The 17,129-nt window shown below is 67.4% G+C and carries 14 protein-coding genes; 10 read left to right on the top strand and 4 right to left on the bottom strand.

The genetic code is table 11. From position 1 onward, the window contains the following. The first annotated feature begins 71 nt into the window (after window positions 1-71). Both EDF39_RS12585 and EDF39_RS12590 read left to right on the top strand, forming a co-directional pair. The gene (locus EDF39_RS12585) at window positions 72-3,470 is read left to right on the top strand and encodes a pyruvate carboxylase (protein ID WP_123943661.1); all 3,399 of its coding nucleotides are present in this window, start codon (window positions 72-74) and stop codon (window positions 3,468-3,470) included. 171 nt (window positions 3,471-3,641) lie between these two features. Then, window positions 3,642-4,133 (top strand): peptide deformylase, encoded by a 492-nt coding sequence (locus EDF39_RS12590; protein ID WP_055957485.1) that lies wholly within the window; start codon window positions 3,642-3,644, stop codon window positions 4,131-4,133. Window positions 4,134-4,299: 166 nt separating this feature from the next. Here EDF39_RS12590 and EDF39_RS12595 read toward each other — a convergent pair whose 3' ends face one another. Next, entirely contained in the window at window positions 4,300-5,508 is a 1,209-nt protein-coding gene (locus tag EDF39_RS12595; RefSeq protein WP_123943663.1) for an AMP-binding protein, read from the bottom strand. A gap of 128 nt (window positions 5,509-5,636) precedes the next feature. Here EDF39_RS12595 and EDF39_RS12600 point away from each other — a divergent pair, with 128 nt between their 5' ends. From EDF39_RS12600 to EDF39_RS12610, 3 genes are all read left to right on the top strand, one after another. Then, on the top strand, window positions 5,637-6,602 hold the full coding sequence (locus EDF39_RS12600) for an ROK family glucokinase (RefSeq protein ID WP_123943665.1): 966 nt from the start codon (window positions 5,637-5,639) through the stop codon (window positions 6,600-6,602). Window positions 6,603-6,649: 47 nt separating this feature from the next. After that, entirely contained in the window at window positions 6,650-7,339 is a 690-nt protein-coding gene (locus EDF39_RS12605; protein ID WP_055957495.1) for a 1-acyl-sn-glycerol-3-phosphate acyltransferase, read from the top strand. Between the two features lie 98 nt (window positions 7,340-7,437). After that, window positions 7,438-8,772, top strand: a complete 1,335-nt coding sequence (locus tag EDF39_RS12610; protein WP_055957497.1) for a class II 3-deoxy-7-phosphoheptulonate synthase — start codon at window positions 7,438-7,440, stop codon at window positions 8,770-8,772. A gap of 168 nt (window positions 8,773-8,940) precedes the next feature. Here EDF39_RS12610 and pknB read toward each other — a convergent pair whose 3' ends face one another. Together pknB and EDF39_RS12620 are read right to left on the bottom strand one after the other, a co-directional pair. Then, entirely contained in the window at window positions 8,941-10,917 is a 1,977-nt protein-coding gene (pknB, locus tag EDF39_RS12615; RefSeq protein ID WP_123943667.1) for a Stk1 family PASTA domain-containing Ser/Thr kinase, read from the bottom strand. A gap of 78 nt (window positions 10,918-10,995) precedes the next feature. Then, window positions 10,996-12,321 (bottom strand): LysM peptidoglycan-binding domain-containing protein, encoded by a 1,326-nt coding sequence (locus tag EDF39_RS12620; protein ID WP_123943669.1) that lies wholly within the window; start codon window positions 12,319-12,321, stop codon window positions 10,996-10,998. 171 nt (window positions 12,322-12,492) lie between these two features. On the opposite strand from EDF39_RS12620, the gene EDF39_RS12625 reads away from it, so the two are divergent. Then, entirely contained in the window at window positions 12,493-12,849 is a 357-nt protein-coding gene (locus EDF39_RS12625) for an Rv2175c family DNA-binding protein (protein ID WP_255410126.1), read from the top strand. 104 nt (window positions 12,850-12,953) lie between these two features. On the opposite strand, the gene EDF39_RS12630 is transcribed toward EDF39_RS12625, so the two are convergent. Continuing rightward, window positions 12,954-14,075: a polyprenyl synthetase family protein gene (locus EDF39_RS12630; RefSeq protein WP_123943671.1), complete on the bottom strand. Its 1,122-nt coding sequence runs from the start codon at window positions 14,073-14,075 to the stop codon at window positions 12,954-12,956. A gap of 143 nt (window positions 14,076-14,218) precedes the next feature. Here EDF39_RS12630 and EDF39_RS12635 point away from each other — a divergent pair, with 143 nt between their 5' ends. The 4 genes from EDF39_RS12635 to EDF39_RS12650 all read left to right on the top strand — a co-directional run bounded on the left by EDF39_RS12635 (window position 14,219) and on the right by EDF39_RS12650 (window position 17,049). Continuing rightward, entirely contained in the window at window positions 14,219-14,620 is a 402-nt protein-coding gene (locus EDF39_RS12635; protein ID WP_055957507.1) for a DUF3040 domain-containing protein, read from the top strand. Window positions 14,621-14,933: 313 nt separating this feature from the next. Continuing rightward, entirely contained in the window at window positions 14,934-15,365 is a 432-nt protein-coding gene (gene mraZ, locus EDF39_RS12640) for a division/cell wall cluster transcriptional repressor MraZ (protein WP_123943673.1), read from the top strand. 101 nt (window positions 15,366-15,466) lie between these two features. After that, window positions 15,467-16,420, top strand: a complete 954-nt coding sequence (gene rsmH / locus EDF39_RS12645) for a 16S rRNA (cytosine(1402)-N(4))-methyltransferase RsmH (RefSeq protein ID WP_123943675.1) — start codon at window positions 15,467-15,469, stop codon at window positions 16,418-16,420. After that, the gene (locus EDF39_RS12650; RefSeq protein ID WP_123943676.1) at window positions 16,417-17,049 is read left to right on the top strand and encodes a hypothetical protein; all 633 of its coding nucleotides are present in this window, start codon (window positions 16,417-16,419) and stop codon (window positions 17,047-17,049) included. The genes rsmH and EDF39_RS12650 overlap by 4 nt, the downstream gene beginning before the upstream one ends. Window positions 17,050-17,129 lie beyond the last annotated feature (80 nt).

Below are 17,129 nucleotides of genomic sequence, written 5' to 3' on the forward strand. Positions count from 1 at the left end.
AAGACGATACCTTCACTACTGTTGAAGCACCTAAAAGCGGGCCGCGAGGCGCGGCGAAGAAAGGCTCCTCCTTGTTCTCCAAGATCCTTGTCGCAAACCGCGGAGAGATAGCGATCCGGGCCTTCCGAGCCGCTTTCGAGCTGGGTGCGAAAACCGTTGCTGTGTATCCCTGGGAAGACCGCAACTCCATGCATCGGCTCAAAGCCGACGAGGCCTACCAGATCGGCGAGGTCGGGCATCCGGTTCGCGCGTACCTCGACGTCACCGAGATCATCCGGGTGGCCGTCGAGTCCGGCGCCGATGCGATCTATCCCGGCTACGGCTTCCTGTCCGAGAACCCTGAGCTGGCCGAAGCCGCGACGAGGGCGGGCATCACCTTCATCGGTCCGGGCCAGCACGTGCTCGAGATGGCCGGCAACAAGGTCACCGCAAAAGAGAAGGCCATAGCGGCCGGAGTGCCGGTCTTGAAGTCGACGCCCGCGAGTCGCGACGTCGAGGCGCTGATCATCGGTGCCGACGAGATCGGCTTCCCCGTGTTCGCCAAGGCCGTCGCCGGCGGCGGCGGTCGCGGCATGCGCCGGGTCGACAAGCCGGAAGACCTCCGGTCGGCCCTCGAGGCGGCGATGCGCGAGGCCGACAGCGCCTTCGGTGACCCGACGATGTTCATCGAGCAGGCGGTCGTCCGCCCCCGTCACATCGAGGTGCAGATCCTCGCCGACGCGACGGGCGAGACGGTTCACCTGTTCGAGCGCGACTGCTCGGTGCAGCGCCGCCACCAGAAGGTCGTCGAGATCGCCCCGGCTCCGAACCTCGACGAGACCACCCGCCAGGCGATGCACCGCGATGCGATCGCCTTCGCCCGATCGATCGGCTACGTCAATGCCGGCACCGTCGAGTTTTTGCTCGACACGGCGGGGGAGCGCCGCGGCGAGCACGTCTTCATCGAGATGAATCCGCGCATCCAGGTCGAGCACACCGTCACCGAAGAGGTGACCGACGTCGACCTGGTGCTCTCGCAGATGCGCATCGCGGCAGGGGAGACCCTGCACGAGCTCGGCCTCACCCAGCCCGAGATCCACCTCCGCGGCGCCGCTCTCCAGTGCCGCATCACGACCGAAGACCCGAACGCCGGTTTCCGCCCCGACACGGGTCGCATCACGACCTACCGCTCACCGGGTGGCGCCGGCATCCGACTCGACGGCGGAACGATCAACCCGGGCACCCAGATCAGCCCGCACTTCGATTCGATGCTGGCCAAGATGACGGCCCGCGGCCGTGACTTCCCCGCCGCCGTCGTGCGAGCCAAGCGCGGTCTCGCCGAGTTCCGCATCCGCGGCGTCTCGACGAACATCCCGTTCCTCCAGGCGGTGCTCGAAGACCCGGCCTTCGCTGCGGGCGACCTCAGCACCTCCTTCATCGAGGAGCGCCCCCAGCTCTTCGAGGGCCACGTCTCGAAAGACCGCGGCACGAAGATCCTCACCTGGCTCGCCGACGTCACCGTCAACAAGCCGAACGGCCCCGGCGAGGGCGCCATCGACCCGGCTGTGAAACTCCCGTCGATCGACCTGCGGTCAGAACCGACCGAAGGATCCCGGCACCGCCTGCTGACCCTCGGCCCGGTCGGCTTCGCGTCGGCCCTCCGCGCTCAAACCGCCCTCGCGGTGACCGAGACCACGATGCGCGACGCCCACCAGTCTCTGCTCGCGACGCGTGTCCGGTCGAAAGACCTCCTCGCCGTCGCGCCCCACGTGGCACGCATGACGCCGGAGCTGTTCAGCGTGGAGGCCTGGGGTGGCGCCACCTACGACGTCGCTCTGCGGTTCCTCGGCGAAGACCCCTGGCAGCGTCTGGCGAGCCTCCGGGAGGCCCTGCCCAACATCGCCATCCAGATGCTCCTGCGCGGCCGCAACACGGTCGGCTACACGCCGTACCCGGTCGAAGTCACCGACGCCTTCGTCAAGGAGGCCGCGGCGACCGGTGTCGACATCTTCCGCATCTTCGACGCCCTCAATGACGTCTCGCAGATGCGTCCGGCCATCGATTCCGTGCTCGAGACCGGCACCACGGTCGCCGAGGTGGCACTCTGCTACACCGCCGACCTCCTCGACCCGGCGGAAGAGCTGTACACGCTCGACTACTACCTCCGGCTCGCCGAACAGATCGTCGAGGCTGGCGCGCACATCATCGCCATCAAAGACATGGCGGGCCTGCTCCGAGCCGGCGCGGCCGAGAAGCTCGTCGGCGCCCTCCGCGAGCGCTTCGATCTCCCGGTGCACGTGCACACCCACGACACCGCGGGCGGCCAGCTCGCCACCCTCCTTGCCGCGAGCCGCGCCGGGGCCGACGCCGTCGACGTCGCAAGCGCCCCGATGGCCGGTACGACGTCTCAGCCCTCGGCCTCGGCGTTGGTCGCCGCCCTCGCCCACACCGAGCGCGACACCGGCCTGTCGCTCGACGCCGTCAGCGATCTCGAGCCGTACTGGGAGGCCGTCAGGCGCGTCTACAAGCCCTTCGAGTCGGGTCTCGCGGGGCCGACCGGCCGGGTCTACAAGCACGAGATCCCCGGCGGGCAACTGTCGAACCTGCGGCAACAGGCGATTTCCCTCGGCCTGGGTGACCAATTCGAGAAGGTCGAGGACTGGTATGCCGCGGCCAATCGGATCCTCGGCCGCCCGACGAAGGTCACACCGTCGTCGAAGGTCGTCGGCGACCTCGCTCTGCAGCTCGCGGCGGCAGACGCCGATCCGGCCGAGTTCGAGCGCGATCCGGCGAAGTTCGACATCCCGGACAGCGTGATCGGGTTCATGGCCGGCGAGCTCGGCGACCTGCCGGGCGGGTGGCCCGAGCCGTTCCGGAGCAAGGTGCTGGCGGGCCGCGACGTGAAGATCGGCGTGGAGCCCGTGGATCCTTCGGATCTCGCCCTTCTCGCCGAGCCCGGTCGCACCCGCCAGGAGACGCTGAACCGTCTACTGTTCGCGGGGCCGACGAAGCAGTACCGCGAGATCGTCGACTCGTACGGAGACCTGTCGGTCGTCTCGACACCCGACTACCTGTACGGGCTCAAGCCCGGTGTCGAGCACACGGTGTCGGTCGCGAAGGGCGTCAACCTCTACATCGGGCTGGAGGCGATCGGCGAGGCCGACGACAAGGGCGTTCGTACGGTCATGACGACGCTCAACGGGCAGCTGCGGCCGGTGTTCATCCGCGACCGGTCGATCGAGGTGTCGGCCCGCGCCGCCGAGAAGGCCGATCGAACTGCCGCCGGCGAGATCGCCGCGCCGTTCTCGGGCGTCGTCACGCTCAAGGTGGCTGCCGGAGACCGCGTCGAGGCAGGCGCCCCGGTCGCTACCATCGAGGCGATGAAGATGGAGGCGGCGATCACGACACCCGTCGGCGGAATCGTGGAGCGTCTCGCGATCCCGACCACCCAGCAGGTCGACGCCGGCGATCTGCTCGTCGTCGTCAAGTAGCCCAGCCCTCGCCCGCCCGCCCGCCCCACCTGCAAATTTGAAGGAGATTCTCGACCCGGACCCCCGCCGATCGGCTTGTTTCCGTCGGCGACCGGGCGTTTTTCCTTCAAATTTGCACCGCAGCACCCGCACGACCAGCACCCGCTCGCCCAGCACCAGGAGAATTCTGCAGTGACCGACCGCCCCATCCGCCTCTTCGGCGACCCGATCCTCCGCTCGCCCTCCGACCCAGTCAAGCTCGATGACCCCGGGCTCGCCGGCCTCGTGAAAGACCTGATCGACACGGTGACCGTGCCCGGCCGCGCCGGGGTCGCCGCCTGCCAGATCGGAGTCGGACTCCGCGCCTTCAGCTACAACGTCGACGGTGAGATCGGTTACGTGCTGAACCCGGTGCTCGTCGAGGTGCGAGGCGAGGCCGATCTGGTCGACGAGGGCTGCCTCTCGGTGCCCGACTTCTACTTTCCGCGCCGTCGATACCCGTGGGCGCGAGTCGAGGGGGTCGACCTCGACGGCAACCCGGTCGTGCTCGAGGGCGAGGGGCTCATGGCTCAGGCGTTGCAGCACGAGACCGACCACCTCGACGGAAAGCTCTACGTGATGGGCCTCGACCCCGAGATCAAGCGCGATGCGATGCGTCAGATCCGCGAGTCCGACTGGTTCTGATCAGACCGATTCCAAATCGACGGGTTCTGAGCCGAACCGGCCGGAGGCACCCTTCGAAAAAGCCTGATTGACTCCAGAGTCAATTAGGAAAAAAGACGGGCACCTTCCCGGCCAGCCCACCGAATGCGGCGACGCAGCCAACCTGTGGCGGCGCGCTGCGAACGGCTCAGGCCTCGTCGGGCTCCGGAGAAGACCCGTCGTCTTCATCGGCGTCTTGCGCCTCCACGACGACGAGGCTCTCGCCCACGAGAGTCACCTCGAGCGGCACGACGTCGAGGCCCCGGATGACCCTGCGGAGCGGCTGAGGCAGCAGCGGATCACTGCCGATGGGCCCGCCGATCACGACGGCGGCACGAATGCGTCCGCCCACGGTCTTGCGGAGGCCCCGCAGCACGAGCGTGTCGGCCACGGCGTAGCGAGTCTTGAGCCCGCGTGACGCCGAGCCCTCGGCAGTGGCGTCGGCGTACTCGATCGCGACATCGAGCGCCTGCCGGAGCGCGGGGCCCCGACCGGCCTGGTCGGCGCGCTCGTAGGTCGCCGTCTCGATCTCGACGTAGGTGCCGGGGTGGGCGACGAGAAGCGTGGGGCGAAACGAGGCCAGCGAGGCGATCAGCTCGTGGCCCAGCGCGAGATGACCGAGCCGGGTAGACGTCGCAACCGCGAGAGTGGCCGTCAGACGCGCGAAGGGGTCAATCGGAGCGAGAATCTGAAGGATCCCGGAGTCGTCTGCATCAACGGCGCCGAGCCCGTCGAGGGCGACTGCGAGGTCGGCCACTCGCGTGAGGATCGTCGAGTGGCTGACGGCCACGAGTCGATCGTCGTCGCTCACGAGCGCCGCAGCGGTGTCGGGCGTGACCATCAGGATTCGCGCGTCGAGGATCTCGTCGGCGACCGTGCGACCGAGGTCGGCGAGCTTGTCGAGGTCGGCCAGGCCGACCTGCCAGACGTCGGAGACGAGCGGGAGGTCGCCCTGGATCTCGTCGACCCGGGCGAAGTCGCGCACCGACTCGACGATCACGGCTCGGGCTCGGCTGCTCTCAAGGGTGGCGACCAGTTCGGCCTGCTCGGCCTCCGGCTCGAGCGGGAGGACCGAGACGCCGATCGCTGCCGCGGCGAAGTCGATGAGGGTCGTCTCGTAGCGGTTCGAGCAGAGCACAGCGACGGTGTCGCCCACCTGGAGTTCGGCCGCCAAGAAGCCCTTCGCCAGAGCCCGCACCCGGAGCACGAACTCGGCACCGGACAGGTCGAACCAGCCGCCGAACGAATCGGGGATCGAGAAGAGCCGAGCCGAAGGATCCTGCTCGGCCGTCTCGAAGAGAAGGTGCGTCAGCGTTCCGGCGGCTGCGGTTTCGGCTGCTGTCTCGTGATGCTCCACCGGTGGCTCCTCCCGGGTCGGTGACGGGTCGACTCACTGTACCGAAGGGGGTGACCGGAACGTGTCCGGCGCAAGCCCCGCGGTCCGCGAACGGGTCGCCGTGGCGCTCGGAGGTAGAGTGTCTGCTCGTGCAGGCCATCGGAATCGACATCGGCGGAACCAAGATCGCGGGGGGCGTGGTCACCGAACTCGGTGACATCGTCGCCGAGCGGAGGGTTCCGACTCCCGCCGGAGACTCCGAGTCCATCGTCTCGGCGGTCGTGTCGATGATCCGCGAGCTGCAGGACGCCGCTCCGGCGTCGGGTGGCGAGGTCGTCGCCGCCGGGGTGGCGGCGCCCGGCTTCATCGACGCCGCTCAGTCGACCGTCTACTACACGCCGAACATCCCGTGGCGGAACGAGCCGCTTCGAGCGCGCCTTAACGACCAGCTCGACCTGCACATCACGATCGACAACGACGCCAACGCGGCCGGCTGGGCGGAGTTCCGTTTCGGCGCCGGGCGCCTCGTGAGCGACATGACCATGCTGACCATCGGCACGGGCGTCGGCGGCGCAATCGTCACCCAGGACCGCCTCCTTCGCGGAGGGTTCGGCACGGGTGGCGAGCTCGGGCACATGCGCATCGTCCCCGGGGGCATCCTGTGCGGCTGCGGTGCTCGCGGTTGCATCGAGCAGTACGGTTCGGGCCGCGCCCTGCTCCGGATGGCCGGCGAGGTCGCCGATCGCGGGGGCGCCGCAGGCAAAGCCCTCAGCGACATCCGCGCAAAGAACGGCGTGCTGACCGGGCACGACGTCGCCGGGCTGATGAGCGCCGGAGACGCGGGCGCCCTCGAGGCTCTCCGCGAGCTCGGCTCCTGGCTCGGGCAGGCGGCGGCTTCGCTGAGCGTCATCCTCGACCCCCAGCTGTTCGTCTTCGGCGGCGGCGTCGCACAATCGGGCGAGCTGTTGCTCGGCCCGATCCGAGAGGCCTACGAAGCGCACCTGCCGGCCCGGGGCTTCCATCCCGAGCCCGACTTCGTGATCGCCGAGCTCGTCAACGATGCCGGGGTGGTCGGGGCAGCCGATCTGGCCCGTCTCCACGTCGCCGCGCTCTAACCGGCGCTCCCGATAGACTTCGACCGTTCGGGCAGGAGGAGACGCCGTTGTTCTACTGGATCATGAAGACGTTCTTGTTTCGGCCCATCCTGCTTTCGGTCTTCCGGCCCTGGGTCGTCGGCAAAGAGAACGTTCCCGAGTCGGGCCCGGTGATCTTTGCGAGCAACCACCTCTCGTTCGTCGACTCGATCTTCCTGCCGCTCGTGCTCGAGCGTCGGCTCTCGTTCCTCGCGAAGAGCGACTACTTCACGGGACGCGGCATTCGGGGCATGGCCACGCGCCTCTTCTTCAACGCGACCGGCCAACTCTCGATCGACCGGTCCGGTGGCAAGGCCTCCGAGGCATCCCTGAACACCGGGCTCGCAGTGCTGGCTCGGGGCGAGCAGCTCGGCATCTATCCCGAGGGCACCAGGAGCCCCGACGGGCGGCTCTACCGGGGGCGCACGGGAGTCGCGCGCATGATCCTCGAGGGTCGGGTCCGGGTGATCCCCGTAGCGATGATCGACACTCAGAAGGTCATGATCACCGGATCCAAGCGACCGCACCTGCACCGCATCGGCGTCGTGTTCGGCGAGCCCCTCGACTTCAGCCGGTTCGAGGGTCTCGAGGGCGACCGGTTCATCCTCCGGTCGATCACCGACGAGATCATGTACGAGCTCAACGTCCTCTCTGGCCAGGAGTACGCCGACGTCTATGCCTCGTCGGTCAAAGAGAGGCGAGCCGCCCTTTCGCGATAGGCTCCCAGGGTCGCGATCGATCGATCGCCGACCTTCAGCCACGCGATGAGGACACAGTGCTCCAGACCGATTACCCAGTTATTTCTGCTGATCCCGATGTGATCGCCGGACTGGATTATTGGCGCACCCTGCCCATCAAGCAGCAGCCGGAGTGGGCCGACCCGTCCGCGGTCGAGGCGGCCTCCGCCGAGATCGCCACGTACCCCCCGCTCGTCTTTGCCGGAGAGGTCGACACTCTGCGAGATCGGCTCGCCGATGCCGCCGCCGGCCGGGCATTCCTGTTGCAGGGCGGTGACTGCGCCGAGACCTTCGCCGGCGCGACCGCCGACAACATCCGCAACCGGGTCAAGACGATCCTGCAGATGGCCGTCGTCCTGACCTACGGCGCGAGCGTGCCGGTCATCAAGATGGGCCGCATGGCCGGTCAGTTCGCCAAGCCCCGGTCGAGCAACTTCGAGACCCGCGACGGCGTGACGCTTCCGGCCTACCGGGGCGACATCATTAATGGCTACGACTTCACGCCCGAGTCGCGGCAGCCGGATCCTGCTCGCCTCGTCCGCGGCTACCACACGAGTGCCTCGACCCTGAACCTGATCCGCGCCTTCACGCAGGGCGGGTTCGCCGATCTCCGCCAGGTGCATTCCTGGAACAAGGGTTTCGCATCGAACCCGGCCAACTCGATGTACGAGCACCTCGCCCACGAGATCGACAAGGCTGTCCGGTTCATGGAGGCGGCCGGTGCCGACTTCGACGAGATGCGGCGCACCGAGTTCTACACCTGCCACGAGGCCCTCCTGATGGACTACGAGCGGCCCATGACGCGCATCGACTCGCGGACGGGCGCGCCCTACGCACTGTCGTCGCACTTCCAGTGGATCGGCGAGCGCACCCGAGACCTCGACGGCGCTCACGTCGACTTCCTGTCGCGCGTCCGCAACCCGATCGGCGTCAAGCTCGGCCCCACCACGACGCCCGACGACATGCTGCGTCTGATCGACAAGCTCGACCCCGAGCGCGAGCCGGGTCGTCTCACCTTCATCACGCGGATGGGCGCCGGAAAGATTCGCGAGTCGCTGCCGCCGCTCCTCGAGGCAATCAAGGCGGCCGACGCCACGCCGCTCTGGGTCTCCGACCCGATGCACGGCAATGGAATGACGACTCCGTCGGGCTACAAGACGCGTCGGTTCGAAGAGATCGTCGACGAGGTCAAGGGATTCTTCGAGGCGCACCGTGCGGCCGGCACCCACCCGGGCGGCATCCACATCGAGCTCACGGGCGACGACGTCACCGAGTGCCTGGGCGGGTCGGAGCACATCGACGAGGCCACCCTCGCAACGCGCTACGAGAGCCTGTGTGATCCGCGTCTCAACCACATGCAGTCGCTCGAGCTCGCGTTCCTGGTCGCCGAAGAATTGTCGGCCGCGGCCGAATAGTCCTAGTCGGCACTACCGAAAGTGCTCAGGTGGTGACTGTCCCTGCGGGTCAGCGACTACCTGGGCACTTTCGGCGCATCCGGCGTGTCAGCCCCATGCGCTACGGCGACTGACCGGCGGCGCGACGGCGACTGACCGGCGGCGCTAAGCCCACCGGTGTCGCTACGCCTACTGGTTGTAGCTGAGCTTGACGGTGTCGCCCTTGAACGCTGTGGTGCCGGCACCCGGCTCCATCGACGACACTTTCAGCGTCGACTTCCAGTCGATCACGGCGCAGAGGATGTTGGTGCAGGTCGGGTACGACGCAATCAGGCCGAGCCCTTCGAGTTCGGTCTGGGCGCTTCGCAGGGTCTTGCCCGAGACGTTCGGCACCTCGATCGGCATCGGCCCCTTCGAGACCACCAGGTTGACGGTCGCCCCCTCGACGACCGGGCCGTCGCCGGCCATACCCTGCCGGATCACGAGGCCCTGCGAGACGCTGTCGCTGTATTCGCTCGACGTCTCGACACCTTTCAGGCCGACTTCGCTGAGGGTCGCTATGGCGTCCGAGAAGGCCTTGCCGCTCACGTCGGGCACGGGTCCGAGAGACACCGTGAGCGTGATCGGTCGTTTCTCTCGATACGTGGACGCGGATCCCAGATCCACCGTCGCTCCCGCCGAATTCTTTCCCGAGATGGCCAGGACGGTGCCCTTTGCGGCCGTATCGAATCGATGGTTCGACTGCTGAAGGGTGAACGACGAGGAGAGCTTCGACTTCGCTGCGCTCTCGGACGAGCCGACGACGTCGGGAAGCGGAAGCGAGCGTGGCCCCTGCGAGACGATGAGAGTCACCGTCGAGCCCTTGCCGACGACCGCCCCACCGCGCGGCTTCGTGCCGGTGACTTTGCCCGAGGGGATGACAGCGTCGTAGATTTTGGCGCGCGTCTTCGCGACGGTGAATCCGCGACTCTCGAGCACAGACGTGGCACTTGCGACGCTTGCATCCGAGATCGAGGGCACCGAGGCATGAGCGCCCGGGCCCGTGCTGAACCACCACGCCGTTCCCCCCGCGCCGAGGGCGAGCACGAGCAGGATGACGAGCCACACCACGCCGCGCTTGCGGCGGGCAGTGGCCTTCCGCGACAGCGCGTCGGCGTTCGACGAACCCGCCGGGAGAACCGACCCGGTGCGGTGACGTGCCCCCGAGAGGATCTGCGTGTCGCCGGTCGGCCCCTGGCCCCCCGTATCGCGCCCTGAAGGGCCCACAGGAGCCATGGCCGGCGGCAGCACCATCGTGCGGTTGATCGCGGTGGCACCGGGCTCGACCCCGCCGCGCTGCAGCTCGAACAGGTGGTCGAGCATGGCGCGGGCGTCGCGCGGTCGTTGATCAGGGTCGCGGGCCGTCGCCCAAAGGACGAGCTCGTCGAGCTCGGCGGGAACGCGGGGGTTGACTGCACTCGGCATCGGTACGGTGTCGTTCGCGTGCTGATAGGCGATCTGCATGGGCTGGTCGCCCTTGTACGGCTGCTCGCCGGTGAGCATCTCGTAGAGCATGATGCCGAGAGCGTAGATGTCGCTGCGAGTGTCGGCGATGCCGCGGGTGACGAGCTCGGGGGAGAGGTAGGCGATCGTGCCGAGCAGGGCCGCACCGGTGGCGGTGTTGGCCGAGGCGGCCCGAGCCAGACCGAAGTCGCCGATCTTGATGCGGCCGTCGTCGGCGAGGAGCACGTTCTCGGGCTTGAGGTCGCGGTGGACGATACCGGAGCGGTGGGCGGCAGCCAGACCGGCGAGGACGGCCTCGAGGATGTCGGTGGCCTGCTCGGGCGTGAGGACTTTGTGGTCGTGGAGGAGCTCACGGAGGGTGATGCCCGGCAGGTACTCCATCACGATGTAGGCGGACTCGTCGTCTTGCCCCTGGTCATAGACGTTCACGACGTTGGGGTGCGCCAGACGCGCGGCGGAGCGTGCCTCCTGGATGAACCGTTCTTTGAAGTTCTCGTCGTCGGCGAGGTGGCCGTGCATGATCTTGACGGCGACGGGTCGTTCGAGTCGCAGGTCGGAGGCGAGATAGACCGTCGCCATCCCGCCGCGGGCGATGCGTGAGCGGACCTGGTATCGACCGTCGATAAGACGTCCGATCATCGGGTCGGTTTGATTGGCACTCACCCGAGGAATGTTACGGACGCCACGCCGGGAGAGAGCAGAGGCTCACCGGATCGGCGCAAACCGTTATCGACCTGTCGACTAGAGAGTGGCGAGCCACAGGCGCGCAGAGCGCTCCCACTTGGCGTACGCGGTGGGGTAGGCCGAGATCTGGACGGCCTGGGCGGCCTGCGTGACGGTCATGCGCGACCAGCCGCTCACGTCGAGGAGGCCGGAGGTCTTGCCCGCGTTGGGGTTGTGAGCTCCGCCGAAGAAGAGTCGCGTCGCGTGGGCCGTGTCGAGCAGCTTGGCGCGCGAACCCCACCCCATGCTCGGGCGCTGCTGGAACAGCCCGACGGAGTCGCGGTCTCCGCGATTCAGGTTGTACAGGCTCGACTCCTGCGCGGCGGCCGAGAGAGCGATGACGATGCCATAGTCGCTCACTCCGAGGGAGCGACCGACCGAGATGATCGTGCGGGCGTTTCCGCGCTGTTCGGCGTCGAGCGCGGAGGCCGAGACCGAGCCACTCGAGGCGATGGGCTTGGCGGGCGAGCTCGAAGCCGGGGCGACGCTGCCTCCGCGCCCGGGGATGGTGAGCTTCTTTCCCGCGTAGATCGTGCTGGTCCAGCTCAGACCGTTCGCCTTCAGCAGCTTCTCGACCGTGGTGGAGTGCTTCTTCGCGATCGACGAGAGGGTGTCGCCCGACTTGATCACGTAGGAGGACGCACTCGACGACGACGATGCCGAGCCGCCGGATGCCGACGACCCGGAGCTCGCCACGGGCGAGGCGGTACCCGAGGATCCGGGGATCCTGATCTTCTGACCGGGGTAGATGATGCTCGTCAGCCCGAGGCCGTTGGCCTTCAGGAGCGCCTGCGTCGAGACCCCGTGGCGGCTCGCGATGGCCGACAGGGTGTCACCGCGCACGACGGTGTGGGTCGACGCCGTTCCGGTCGAGGAGGCGGGCTTGGCGGTCGACTTGGCGGGCGCCTTCGCCGGCGCCTTCGACGAGAGGTGGAGGGTCTGGCCGGGGAAGATCGTCGACTTCCAGCTGAGGCCGTTGCGAGCCAGAACCGAGGCGGTCGACAGGCCGTAGCGGCCGGCGATGGCCGAGACGGTGTCGCCGGTCTTCACCCGGTAGGTCGTCGGAGCCGAGGCGGTCTCGATGGTGGCGTCGTTCGTGACGGCGGTCAACTCGATCGCGGCTCGCTCGTGCTCGACGGTGCTGAGGTCGATCGTGGTCTTGGGCGCCGGGCTGATGCCGGGCTTCTTGGGCTGCGGCTGAGCCTGGTCGTGCAGAAAGAGGGGACCGGTCAGATTCGCGCTGATCACCATCGACGAGGCGATCACGATCGGAACCGTGCCCAGCATGCCGCGACCGATGCGGTAGGCGGCGCTGCGGTTGACGGGAAGGTCGTGCTCGGTCATGTGATCCCCTGATCGTGGCGGTGCCGGTCGGCCGGGTCGGCGTGTCGTCGAAGGTCAACGCTGGCACACATGTATAGGCAAGTCAATTAACGAGGCTGGTGTGACTGGAGTGATCGAGGCCCCAAACCGGGGGAGTACAACGCGCGACGCAGTCCGTGGCACAGTTATCGAGTGACAGACATCTCGACGCGCCCCTGGTTCTCCGACATCACCTGGTTGACCCTGCCCGACGCCGCAGACCGACTCGGCACGACCGCGAGCCGCGTGCGACGCATGCTCGACGAGCGGGTGCTCGTAGCCGCCTACGTCGACGGAGTCCGCAAGATCCCTGCGCTGTTCATCGTCGACGGCGAACCGATGCACGAACTGCGCGGCACCCTGACCGTGCTCCACGACAACCACTTCAGCGACGACGAATCGCTCGACTGGATGCTCTCCGACGAAGAATCGCTCGGCACGTCGCCCGTCGCCGCGCTGCAGGCGGGGCGCAAGGCCGAGGTGCGGCGCGTCGCGCAATCCCTGCTGTAAAGGCGTAGGTCAGCGACGCTGAGAAGGAGTGGCAGCCGGGCTTCGCCCGATGCAGAGCCCATCCCGTGGTCGTGCTGAAGAAACGACAGCTCAGGATCCGGGCGCTACGCCGTACGAGCCGTCACCGTCTCGGCCAGCTGCGACAGCTGGGCCCGGGCGCTCGGAGCGAGCGGAGCAGCGTCGATTGCCTGTCGCGCCTTCGACACCTGATCGGCGATCGACTCCTCGATCGCGTCGACAGCACCCGACTCGCGGATCGTCGCCTGGAGCATCGCGATCTGGTCATCGTCGAGGTCGGCGTCGCCCAGGAGCTCGTCGAGAAGCCGGACGGCGCTCGGCGGCAGGTTCTCGCGAGCGGTCGCTATCAGCACCGTGCGCTTTCCTTCACGCAGATCGTCGCCCGCGGGTTTTCCGGTGACGGACGGGTCGCCGAAGACGCCGAGGAGATCATCGCGGAGCTGGTAGGCGATGCCGAGGGGGAGCCCGAAGCGGCGGAGGGCCTCGAGCTGGTCGGGTGTTCCGCCCGCCATGGCCGCGCCGATGGTGAGGGGCGCCTCGATCGAGTACTTGGCCGACTTGTAGACGATGACCCGCTGCGCGCGGCCCAGGAGCATCTCGTCGTCGACGCTTCGCCACGCGCTCTCTTCGAGGATGTCGAGGTACTGGCCCGCAGTGACCTCGGTGCGCATGCGGTTGAACTCGCGCCGCGCGGCCTTCGCGGCGCCGCGGGAGGGAAGCGAGTCAAATGCGTCGGAGACGAGCTCGTCGCTCCAGGAGAGGAGCAGATCGCCGAAGAGGAGTGCCGAGTTGGTTCCGAAGGAGGCGGCGTCGCCAAGCCAGGATTCGTCGCGGTGCAGTGATTCGAAACGTCGATGCGCGGCGGGACGACCGCGACGGGTATCGGAGTTGTCCATGATGTCGTCGTGAACCAGGGCGGCAGCGTGGAAGAACTCCAAGCCGGCCGACGCGGTGATGACTGTCGCCAGGCGGTCTGCGCCGGGGGCGGGGGCGAGGGGATCGTCTGCAGTGTCAAGACCCGCGACGGACTGCCAGCCCCAGTAACAGAAGAGGGCCCGGAAGCGCTTACCGCCGTGGAGGAGGTCAGCCGAGAATCGGGCAAGCGGGTCGAGGTCGGATCCGATGGCGGCGAGATGCGGTCGCTGCCCCTCGAGGAAGGTGTCGATCCGCTCTTGAACGACGTCTACTAACCGCGTACTCTCAGCCACGCGCCTAGCCTAACCACAGGGGGCGGTCGTAAGATTCGTAGTTAGTCGGTACGCGTGAATCTCAGGCGTAGCCGGCCACCGCAGAAGGCGGAATCCGTTCCCTCCCTTCTAGTGAGTGGGCACAGCTTTTGAAGGGAACCAAGATGCCTCTTTCCGAACAGGAGCAGCGGCTGCTCGAAGAGATGGAGCGAAGCCTCTATAACAACGACTCCGATTTCGTCACCACCATGAACTCGCGGCGAGGGCGCCCGAGTTACACGCTGGTCGTTGTCGGAATCCTGGGGGCTCTCGCGGGTATCGCCGTCATCGTCGCCGGTGTCGCCTTCCGCCAGCCTCTCATCGGCGTCGCCGGTTTCGTTCTCCTCCTCGCGGGGGCACTTTTCGCAATAGCCCCGCCGCGTCGCCGCGGAAACCTCGGCCCCGCCCCGGTCCCTCCCTCGTCCTCCACCGGTGGATCCGGTCGTGCCAAAGGGTCCTCGGGCGGAAGCATGATGGACCGCCTCAACCAGCGGTGGGAGCGCCGCCAGAACCCCGACGAGCGCTGAACGCGTCCGCGTAACACCAGTTCGATAAAGAGAGCCGACCTTCGGGTCGGCTCTTTTTTGTGCCCTCGGGCGTTCGATCACTTGCGGCGAAACGGCCGTATGTGCCGAGAATGCGGCGAAACGACGTCGAACGCGCCATCTCGCGCGGCGAAACCTCCCATTTGAGCCAAAAACGCTCCCTTTTCCTCCACCCCGCGGATCCTTGTGTTCGTGGGCTTTTTTATTCCCAGAAACCCCCTCTTTGGGGCAAACACTCGAATTGGTGGGGGATCGTGGAGTAAAGTGGAGGAAACGGCGGGCGAGTGGGGGTGGCATGTTTCTCGGCACCTATGCGCCCCGTCTCGACGAGAAAGGCCGCATCATCCTTCCTGCCAAGTACCGCGACGAGCTGGCTTCAGGCCTGGTCATGACGCGTGGGCAGGAGCGCTGCGTCTACGTGTTCAGCCAGCGCGAGTTCGAAGACGTTCACACGCAGATCCGCAAAGCGCCGATCACGAGCAAGCAGGCGCGCGACTACCTGCGGCTGTTCCTGTCGGGTGCCTCCGACGAGATCCCCGATAAGCAGCACCGCGTGACGATCCCGGCGAACCTCCGCGAGTACGCCGGCCTCGGCCGCGACCTCACGGTGATCGGCGCGGGCAATCGGGCTGAGATCTGGGCCACCGAGGCCTGGAACGCCTACTACACCGAGCAAGAAGCGCACTTCTCCGACACCACGGAGGAGGTGATCCCCGGCGTCTTCTGACCCTTCGGCCCTGACTCCCAGCCGTCCACCCCTGGCACACCTTCCCCGGTGCCAGGTGGGATGGATGGGGATCAGGGCCTAAGGATCCAGAGCCGGTCACCATGGCAGATGAACAAATCCACACCCCCGTGCTTCTCGAGCGATCGCTCGACCTGCTCGCCCCGGCCCTCGAAAAGCCCGGTGCCGTTGTCGTCGACACGACGCTCGGAATGGGCGGCCACTCACACGCAATGCTCACGCGCTTTCCGGGCCTCACGCTTGTCGGGCTCGATCGTGACACCGAGGCCCTGGCGTTGGCGGGGGAGCGACTTGCCGCGTTCGGCGAGCGGGCGAAGCTCGTTCACACCGAATACGACGGCATCGGCCGTGCTCTCGACGACCTCGGCATCGACGAGGTGGAGGGCGTCCTGTTCGACCTCGGCGTCTCGTCGCTCCAACTCGACCGCGTAGACCGCGGGTTCTCGTATTCGAAAGACGCCCCCCTCGACATGCGGATGGATCCCACTCAGGGCGTCACCGCCGAGACTGTTCTCGCGACCTACTCCGAGGCGGAGCTACGGCGCATCTTCTATCAGTACGGCGAGGAGAAGCTCGCCCCGCGGTACGCGCGCTTCATCGTCGAGCGCCGTGAGCAAAAGCCTCTCGTGCGCAGCGGCGAACTCGTCGACCTGCTTCAAGAGGCCACTCCCGCTGCCCTCAGCCGAGCCGGCCACCCCGCCAAGAGGGTGTTCCAGGCCCTTAGGGTGGAGGTCAACGCCGAGCTGGCGTCCCTCGAGTCGGCGCTTCCGACCGCGCTCGAGCGCATCCGTGTGGGCGGTCGCATCGTCGTGCTGTCGTACCAGTCGCTCGAAGACCGCCTGGTCAAGCGCGAGCTGGCGGCGCGATCGAAATCGACGGCACCGGCCGGTCTGCCCGTCGAACTTCCCGAGCACCGGCCCGAGTTCTCTCTGCTCGTCCGCGGGGCCGAACTGGCGTCCGATGAGGAGAAAGACCTCAACCCCCGAGCGACCCCCGTCCGCCTCCGCGCGGCCGAGCGAATCCGGAGACACGCATGAGCACGAACCTCGCCCTCGCGCACCTCGACGACGAACGCGACGAGCACGACGTCCTCTCCGATCTCGGGCCGCGGCGCCGGCTCATCGAGATCGTCACGTCGAGGTCGCAGCGTCAGTCGCGCCCGCGCCTCGTCTACGCGCTGATCGCGACTGCAGCGCTCTTCGTGCTGTTGCTCACCCAGCTCGGGCTGAGCATCGCGCTGAGTCGCGGTGCCTACCAGATCTCGTCGCTGCAGGCCGAGCAGACGTCTCTGGCCCGCACCCAGCAGAAGTACTCCGAGAAGCTCGGCGTGCTGTCGTCGCCCCAGAACATCGCTAATAACGCCACGGCGCTCGGAATGGTGCGCAACCAGAACCCGGTGTACCTCGACCTCTCGAACGACCACGTCTACGGAACGCCGACTCCGGCCGCGAGCGACAAGGCGACCTCCGACAACCTGATCACGAACAGCCTGCTCGACGGCGTACCGGTCGTCACGAAGAAGGCCACCGACAAGACCTCTTCGAAGAAGGAGTCGGGCACATCCACAGCTTCTACTTCGGCGACTTCGGGCGCGGCAGCCTCGAAGTCGACCGGCGACTCGGTAGCGTCGCCCACGAATCAGCTCGCGGCTCCCGAGACCCGCTAGCGACACGCGGCCTGAAGCACCGGCTCGCATGTGACCCAGATGTGCGGCTCCGCCAGTCGGCGGCCGCGGTGAGGAACCTC

The sequence above is a fragment of the Frondihabitans sp. PhB161 genome, assembly GCF_003814635.1.
Lineage (GTDB): Bacteria > Actinomycetota > Actinomycetes > Actinomycetales > Microbacteriaceae > Frondihabitans.